Source organism: uncultured Dialister sp. (genome assembly GCF_900541605.1).
Classification (GTDB): Bacteria; Bacillota; Negativicutes; order Veillonellales; family Dialisteraceae; genus Dialister.
This window is the reverse complement of the sequence record NZ_UQKJ01000082.1, coordinates 1-8,387: the sequence shown is the minus strand read 5'-3', so window position 1 is coordinate 8,387 and position 8,387 is coordinate 1. Positions and strand designations below refer to the sequence as shown.

Sequence of the window (8,387 nt, the reverse complement as noted above, 5' to 3'; positions counted from 1 at the left end):
GAATGTTGACTCCTGCCGAAATTGAAGAAATGAAGTCTCATATTGATATTCAAGGAGAAGGTGCCGGCAAGATTAAACCTGGTGCTGATAATATGGTTTTACAGGCCATGCAGGCAGTGGCGGGAAAAGTAGGAAAGGAAATTCCCGGCGGTGAACTGAAGCTTATTAATCAAATTCCTTTGGCACGAGGAATGGGAAGCAGTTCCGCAGCACTTGTTTCCGGCGCGTATCTTGCCAACCAATTGTGCGGAAACGTATTAAACAGACATGAAATCTTAAATATCGTTACTGAATTGGAAGGTCATCCTGATAATGTTGCTCCTGCTATTTTTGGCGGATTTTGTTTCTCCATTGTTAAAGATAAATTTGTTCTTACGGAGCAGTGGAAAATCCCGGACACTTGGAAGGCGGTCGTTGCTGTTCCCGATTTTGAACTTAGAACAGAAGATGCACGGTGTGCATTGCCGGATACTTATTCCAGAGAGGACTTAGTGCAAAACATAGGGGCGGTTTCCTTTTTAATGGCAGCTGTTATGATGCGGAGAGGTGAATTACTGAAGGTAGGATTGGCGGATCGTATCCATGTACCTTATCGTTTGCCATTAATCAGTGGGGCTGAAGAGGCAATGAAAAATGCTGATAAAAAAGGATGTTACGGTGTAACAATAAGCGGATCCGGTCCGACGATTATTGCTTTCTCTTCAGCGGAGAAAGCATATGAGATTGGTGCTGCGATGGTAGACGGATTCAAGCTGCATCATGTAAAATCAAAATTTATGGTTTTGGATTTTGATCAAGAGGGCGTACGGCTAATACAGCTTGACAATTACTGATAACATGTGTATTGTATATAACGTAGTAAATGTCGGGACGTAGCTCAGTTTGGTAGAGCGCTACCTTGGGGTGGTAGAGGTCGCATGTTCGAATCATGTCGTTCCGACCACTTTTTTTATTTTCACACATTCATTTTTTTCTATTTATAAAGTGAGGTCTTTCAATTGAACAGAGTCAAATCGGTGATCCTGCTGACACTGCTCAGTGTCATTCTCATGGCCATCGGCGGGGTAGTCGGGGGCCGCAGCGGGGCGCTCACCATGCTTCTTATTTCCTTCGGCATTAATTTTTATACCTACTGGAACTGTGACAAAATGGCTCTCAATGCCTACAATGCCCAGCCCCTGTCGGAGCAGGACGTGCCGGAGCTCTTCGAACTGGTCCGGGAACTGACAACGAAAGCCCACATGCCCATGCCCCGGCTCTACGTGATTCCCACGGAAGTGCCGAATGCCTTTGCCACTGGCAGAAACGAAAACCACGCTGCCGTGGCGGTGACGGAGGGCATCCTTTCCATGCTGGACCGGGATGAACTGGCAGGAGTTTTAAGTCATGAGTTGTCACATATCCGCCATCGTGATACACTGATTATGACGCTGGCTGCTTCCATTGCAACAGCTATCAGCTATATCGCCAATATTGCCCAGTGGGCCGCCTTTTTCGGCGGAGCCCGTGATGAAGATGGCAACCGGTCCAATCCCATTGCCCTTCTCGTGACCATCGTAGTGGCCCCCCTGGCGGCTACCCTGATCCAGCTGGCCCTGTCCCGGTCCCGGGAATTCATGGCCGACGCCACGGGTGCGGAAATTTCCGGAAAGCCCCTGGCCCTGGCCAATGCCCTTTTGAAACTGGACGCCTATGCCCATCACAAGGTCATGGCCAATGCTACACTGGCTACGGAAGGCCTTTTCATCATCAACCCCCTGGCAGGAGCCGGCGGTATGGCGAACCTGTTCTCAACGCATCCTTCCACGGAGGAGCGTGTGGAAAAGCTGCGTGAAATTGCAGCAAAAATGCATTCTTAATTAAGGAGGGTCATATTTATGGCTGACATTCAGAAAACTCTTGTACTCGTAAAACCGGACGGCGTGAAGAAACACATCTGCGGTGAAGTGATTTCCCGTTTCGAAAGAAAAGGCCTGTCCATCCATGCAATCAAAATGATCCAGGTTCCCGTAGAACTGGCTGAAGAACATTACGCTGAACATAAGGGCAAAGGCTTCTTCAAGGCTCTCATCGACTTCATCACCTCCGGCCCCGTACTGGCTATGGTTATCGAAGGCGAAAACGCTGTAGCAGCAGTTCGCCAGATCAATGGCGCTACGAATCCCCTGGAAGCAGTACCGGGATCCATCCGTGGCGACTTCGCTACCTCCATCGACGAAAACGTAGTACACGCTTCTGATGCTCCAGAAACAGCAGCAAGAGAAATTGCTCTCTGGTTCCCTGAATTGAAGAAATAAGGTGACTGTCATGGCAAAGGTATATACACGTACCGGCGACAGGGGCAAGACAAGCCTCTACACCGGCGAGAGGGTATCTAAAGGAAGTCTTCGTGTCGAAACCTACGGCACCGTAGATGAAGCAGATTCCGTTCTGGGCGAAGCCCGTGCTTTTGCAGTTCATGACAATGTGAAAGAAACGATTTATAAACTTCAGAAGGAACTGTGGCTTCTCATGGCTGATGTGGCCAGCGTTGGCAAGGAACCGAACATTACGGCGGACCATGTGACGAACCTGGAACACATCATCGATAAGTACACCGAATCCCTGACGCCCCTGGACCATTTCCTGGTCCCCGGCGATACCCAGAGTTCCTCCTTCCTCGACGTAGCCCGCACCGTGGTGCGCCGGGCCGAAAGAAACATGTGGCGCCTCGCCGAGACCGAAGATGTTCATGAAGTGGATATCCGCTACCTGAACCGGCTCTCCGACCTCTGCTTTACCCTGGCCCGTTACGAGGCTGAAGTGAAATAATTCATTTCGATCTTTTGGGAGATATTCAAGACATTGAATGTCTCCCTTTTTTATTTTATAATGATTGGGATTGCTAAAAAATAGAATTGAGATTTGAGGAAAGAGAATTGAGATTCCGTGGCTGCGGCAATCCATCCTGCGGTTTGGCCGCGGCCCTTCTATAAAGGGCTGCGTGGGCAGGAAATATCTCACCGGGAGCCTGTACCTTTTCAATAATTTTTCGCCGTGAAGGAACTTGCTTTCTGAAAGCTGTAAGCTGAATCTAAGCTAGCGCCGCCCAATTATTCTGTCGCGGCGCACCATCACTCCTCATTCCTCACTCCTCATTTTTCAGGGCCTCCGGCCCTATCCCCTCGATCTCAATCTCAATCTCGATCTCGATCTTTTTCCTACAGGAGGTACATCATGGAATTACTGGCACCCGCCGGATCACCGGTTCATCTGAGAGCGGCCCTGGACGCCGGGGCTGATGCGGTTTACCTTGGGGGCAAGCTCTTCAGCGCCCGGAAGTTTGCGGGCAACTTTTCCAATGACGAACTGAAGGATGCTGTCCGGGAAGCCCATCTCCACGGGGCGGCGGTGTACGTGACCCTGAATACCCTCATCGGCGATGTGGAAATGGGATCTCTCCGGGAATACCTTTCTTTTCTGGAATCCCTTCCCATCGATGGCCTCCTGCTGCAGGACTTCGGCGTGGTATCCCTGGTGCGGCAGCTGGCTCCGTCCATTCCCCTCCATGCCAGCACCCAGATGACCATTTCCAACCTGGACGGCGCCCTGTTCATGAAATCCCAGGGCTTCCAGCGGGTGGTGCTGTCCCGGGAACTGTCCCTTCCGGAAATCAGGAACATTGTGGACAAGGCGGGAGTGGAAATCGAAGTCTTCGTCCATGGGGCTCTCTGCGTCTGCTATTCCGGCCAGTGCCTCATGTCCAGCTTCATCGGCGGCCGCAGCGGAAACCGGGGCGCCTGTGCCCAGCCCTGCCGCATGCCTTACCATCTGGTGGACGAAAATCATAAAGTATGGAACCACAAAGGAAATTACATTCTTTCCCTGAAAGACATGATCGGCATCAGCCGTATTTCCGATTTTCTGGAAGCCGGCGTCACTTCCCTGAAGGTGGAAGGCCGCATGAAGAGCCCGGAATACGTGTACAATACGGTATCCCTCTATCGAAAGGCCATCGATGCCGCCGAGGCAGGGCGGTCCCTGTCCACGGAGCCCCTGGTCCTTTCCCTGGAAGAGGAGTTCAACCGGGGCTACGCTTCGTCCTACCTGGATGACCACATCGGCGGCCACATGATTACGGCCCTGGCTCCCGGCAACCATGGGGTCGATGCAGGAAAGGCCGAAGACATCCGGGGGACCACGTTCCTCTTCCGTCCGTCTTTCCCGGTGCCCGAGGGGAAAGTGACCGGCCTTTCCTACGACACGAAGAAAAAGACCATCGCCTTTGTTTCCGCCAGTGATGTGCGGAAACAAAGGGATGGGAGCTATAAGGTATTCTGGAAAGAACGGCCCGCAGAAGGGGGCCATGTGTACTGGGTGCTGGAAAAGGAAGAACGGCCGCTCTCCATGAAGGACCTGGCCCATAAGATTCCCCTCCACGCCCGTTTTGAGGCCCGCCCCGGGGAAAGCCTGTCCCTTACGGTGAAAGACGACGAAGGCCATGAAGTATCCCTGGCATCGGAGTACGTGGCGGAAAAAGCGGAGTCCCGGGTCACTTCGGAAGAGGATATCAGAAAGCAGCTCTCCCGCCTGGGAAATACCTGGTACACCCTCGTTTCTTCGGACATCCATAATGAAGGCTGCATGGTGCCCAAGAGCCTCCTGAACCACATGCGCCAGGAGGCGGTGGACAGGATGACCACCCTTCGGGCAGAGGGAGAGGAAGCGGCCATCCCGGCCCAGGGAAAGGTCACATTCCATCCCTTTGAAAGAGTCCATCTTTCGGGAGAAGAAAAGCCCCATGTCATTGTCCGTACCAATTCCCTGGGCCAGCTGGAAGAGGGGTACGAAGGGGGCTCTCGGGCCTTTATTTTCGGCGGTGAATCCTACGACCACCGGCCTGTCCGGAAAGAGGAGTACGAAAAGGCCCTGTCCTTTGCAAGAGAAAAGGGCTGCGCCCTCTATTTCGCCCTGCCCCGGGTGGTGCGGGAAAAGAACAGGGAAAAGGAAGACCGGATCCTGGAAGAACTGGCCTCCCTCAAGCCTGACGGCCTCATGGCGGAATACCCGGGGGTGCTGGAAGTGCTCTCGCAGAAGGGAATCTCGATTCCCCTCATTGCCGGCACCTCCTTCAACCTCTTCAACAGCCCCGCCGTGGGGGAAATAGAAAAGTGGGGCATGAGCGGCGCCATGGTCTCCGAAGAGGCCACGCTGCCCCAGATCCGGGACATGGCGAAAAAGGCGGCCATTCCCCTGTGGGCCCTGGTTTACGGCCGCACGGAAATGATGGTGTCCGAATACTGCGCCATCAACGCCGCCATGGGAGAGGTGGACAAGAACCACTGCCCCGGGTACTGCATGGAACGGCGCTATTTCCTGGAAGATGAAAAGGGACGCCGTTTCCCTGTGCGGACTGACGAATGGTGCCACATGCACATTTTAAACAGCAGCGTCCTCTCCATGAGGCCCTACCTGGACCGCCTGGTAAAGAGCGGCCTTACGGGGCTGGTCATGGACCTGCGCAGCGAAGATAAAAATATAGAACCCCTGGTTCGTGAAACGATAGACATACTGGAAGGTAAAAGAAAGGCTCCGGCACCGGATGAAGAAAAGGATGTCACAAGGGGCCACTTCTTCAGAGGAGTCATGTAATGGAAAAAGATATACTGGAAATACTGGAATTTGATAAGATTCGGGAAAAACTGGCGGACCTGGCGCCGTCTACCCTGGCCAAAGAGCGGGCCCTTCATCTCACCCCTTCCTATGTGCCGGAGGTGGTGGAAAAGAGCCTGGAAGAAACGGACGAAGCTTCGGTGCTCCTGGAGAAGGAAATCACCACGCCCCTGGGAGAGACCTACGATATCCGGCCCCTCCTGAAAAAGGCGGAAAAGGACAGCGTCCTTTCGGCGAAGGAATTCCTGGACCTGGCGAATTCCCTGGACACCTATAAAAAGATGCACCACTATTTCGAAGGGGAGAAGCATCTCCTGTATCCCGCCCTGGAAGAACTGTCCGCCCTCATCGTGCCCCAGGACAGCCTGATTGACCGGATTCACCGGGTCTTTGACGACCATGGGGAAGTGAAGGACAGTGCCTCCCTGAAGCTGTCCCGCATCCGGACCCAGAAGGAGACCGTGAAGTCCCGCATCCGCCGCTCCTTCCAGCACATCCTCCAGGACAAGGACATGGCGCCCTACCTGCAGGATGCCATCATTACCCAGCGGAATGGCCGGTACGTGGTGCCGGTAAAGGAAGAGTACCGGTACAAGTTCTCCGGCATCGTCCATGACCGGTCCTCCACAGGGCAGACCCTGTTCATGGAACCCATGGTGTCCGTGGAGCTGAATAACGACCTGGCCGAAATGACGGCGGCGGAGAAACAGGAAATCCAGGAAATCCTCCAGGACCTTACGGAAGAAGTGAAGAAGACCGTGGAAGTGACGAGAAATAACTGCCACCTGGCTACGGAACTGGAATTCATCTTCGCCCGGGCCAAACTGGCCCTGTCCATGAAAGCGGTGAAGGCACAGCGGTCCCGGGGACAGGTACTGGACCTCCGGAAAGCAAGGCATCCCCTGATTCCGGCGGATAAAGTGGTGCCGGTGTCTATGACATTGGGGAAGATATTTAATATTCTCATCATCACCGGCTCCAACGCCGGCGGCAAGACCATCGCCATCAAGACGGCGGGCCTCCTTTCCCTCATGAATCAGTCGGGCCTTTTCATTCCGGCTGCCGAGGGATCCAGCCTTCCGGTGTACGACCATATTTATGCCATCATCGGCGATGAACAGAGCATCCAGGATAACCTGTCCACCTTCTCCAGCTACATTACCCAGCTCGTTTCCTTCCTGCCCACGGTGGGGGAAAAGGATCTGGTACTGCTGGACGAACTGGGCTCCGGTACGGACCCTGTGGAAGGGGCGGCCCTGGCCCAGTCGGTGACGGAATACCTCCAGATGAAGGGGGCACCCGCCATCATTACCTCCCATTTCAGCGAAATGAAGAAACTGGCCTATGAAACAAGGGGCATCCAGAATGCCTTCGTAGAATTTGACGAAAAGACCCTGGCCCCCACGTACCGCCTCATCATCGGCGTGGCGGGGAACAGCAACGCCTTCAATATCTGCCGCCGCTTCGGCATGCCCGACGTAATCCTTGGCCGGGCCATCCAGCTCAAGAATGAATCGCCCCTCCACAACATGGACGAAGTCATGGAACGGCTGAACCGGCAGAGCCGGGAAATCGCGAAGGAAAAAGAAGAAACCATGAAGACCCTCACCCAGGCGGAGCAGCTGAAGAACCAGCTCGAGTCCGCCCGGGATGAATTCTATAAACGGAAAGACAGCATCCTCGAAAAGGCCCGGGAAGAGGCGGAAACCATGAAACGGGACCTCCGGGTGCAGTCGGAATCCATCATTAAGGACCTGAAAAAGAACGCCAGCGCCCTGTCCCGGGAAAAGCTGGGGGACAAGATCTCCGAAGTCAGGGGCCGGGTGAACGGCATCACCGTGCCGGGCCGGGAAAACCGGCGGGATCCGCTGCCCAAGGAAGACATTAAAAAGGGAACCTGGGTATACATCGACACCATCGAAAGCGAAGGTTCCATCGTCAGCGTGAGCCGTAACCAGGTCACCGTCCGCTGCGGCCTGATCCAGGTGAAAGTGACGCCGGACCATCTCTTCAAGGCAGTGAAACCGAAGAAAGAAGCCTTCAAGAACCCCTACGCCCATAAAAAAGCGCCCATGACCCGCTCCGTGTCCACGGTGCATACGGAACTCAATATCATCGGAAAAACGGTGGACGAAGCCATTCCGGAAGTGGACCGCTTCCTGAATGAATGCTTCATGGCCGGCGTATCCCCAGTCCGCATTATCCACGGCAAAGGCACCGGCAGCCTCCGGCGGGGGGTGCAGGACTACCTGAGAACCCTGAACTTCGTCACCGAATTCCACGAAGCAGACCCCGCCAACGGCGGCGCCGGCGTGACGGAAGTGTACTTCTGAATAAAGAGTTGAGAGTTGAGGTCCAGCGGCTTCGCCGTAAAAACACCCCTACCTCCCCTCTTTAGAGGGGAGGGGGACCGCGTCAGCGGTGGAGGGGTGGCAGCGAATCGGCTGGGACTTTTAGCGGAGAACGGTAAGAGCCACTTTAGCGAGAACCCCCTCCGTCTCGCTGCGCTCGCCACCTCCCCCATAGATGGGGGAGGTTGAAGACAAATCCGCCTGCGGCGCACCCATCAGCTAACCTCCGTCAAATGAGATCGAGGTCGAGACCGAGATCGAGGACACCAGCGGCTTCGCCGCGACAGGAATCCTGATGACTCTATCCCTAAAATGTCCCATTGACTCAGCAGGAGGCTCTCTTCTCAGAAGAGAGCTGCCAACGGCTGAGAGATGGTGATGGGA

The 8,387-nt window shown here is 54.5% G+C and carries 6 protein-coding genes and 1 tRNA gene; all 7 read left to right on the top strand.

The annotated features are described in order from the left end of the window. A partial coding sequence (gene thrB / locus QZR21_RS06565; RefSeq protein WP_296974483.1) for a homoserine kinase occupies positions 1 to 833 on the top strand: 833 nt, incomplete at its 5' end. 33 nt (positions 834 to 866) lie between these two features. Further along, positions 867 to 943, top strand: a tRNA-Pro gene (locus QZR21_RS06560). A 55-nt stretch (positions 944 to 998) separates the two neighbouring features. Next, the gene (locus tag QZR21_RS06555) at positions 999 to 1,859 is read left to right on the top strand and encodes a zinc metalloprotease HtpX (protein WP_296096525.1); all 861 of its coding nucleotides are present in this window, start codon (positions 999 to 1,001) and stop codon (positions 1,857 to 1,859) included. A gap of 18 nt (positions 1,860 to 1,877) precedes the next feature. Next, positions 1,878 to 2,297, top strand: a complete 420-nt coding sequence (gene ndk / locus QZR21_RS06550) for a nucleoside-diphosphate kinase (RefSeq protein WP_296096527.1) — start codon at positions 1,878 to 1,880, stop codon at positions 2,295 to 2,297. 10 nt (positions 2,298 to 2,307) lie between these two features. Then, positions 2,308 to 2,811 (top strand): cob(I)yrinic acid a,c-diamide adenosyltransferase, encoded by a 504-nt coding sequence (locus QZR21_RS06545; RefSeq protein ID WP_296096529.1) that lies wholly within the window; start codon positions 2,308 to 2,310, stop codon positions 2,809 to 2,811. Between the two features lie 405 nt (positions 2,812 to 3,216). Next, positions 3,217 to 5,631: a U32 family peptidase gene (locus tag QZR21_RS06540; RefSeq protein WP_296096531.1), complete on the top strand. Its 2,415-nt coding sequence runs from the start codon at positions 3,217 to 3,219 to the stop codon at positions 5,629 to 5,631. Continuing rightward, positions 5,631 to 7,985 (top strand): endonuclease MutS2, encoded by a 2,355-nt coding sequence (locus QZR21_RS06535; RefSeq protein WP_296974477.1) that lies wholly within the window; start codon positions 5,631 to 5,633, stop codon positions 7,983 to 7,985. The genes QZR21_RS06540 and QZR21_RS06535 overlap by 1 nt, the downstream gene beginning before the upstream one ends. The last annotated feature ends 402 nt before the right edge of the window (positions 7,986 to 8,387 follow it).

Coding starts and splice junctions, on each gene's coding strand:
- ndk (WP_296096527.1), top strand. CDS start 1,878: ATGGCTGACATTCAGAAAACTCTTGTACTCGTAAAACCGGACGGCGTG.
- QZR21_RS06545 (WP_296096529.1), top strand. CDS start 2,308: ATGGCAAAGGTATATACACGTACCGGCGACAGGGGCAAGACAAGCCTC.
- QZR21_RS06540 (WP_296096531.1), top strand. CDS start 3,217: ATGGAATTACTGGCACCCGCCGGATCACCGGTTCATCTGAGAGCGGCC.
- QZR21_RS06535 (WP_296974477.1), top strand. CDS start 5,631: ATGGAAAAAGATATACTGGAAATACTGGAATTTGATAAGATTCGGGAA.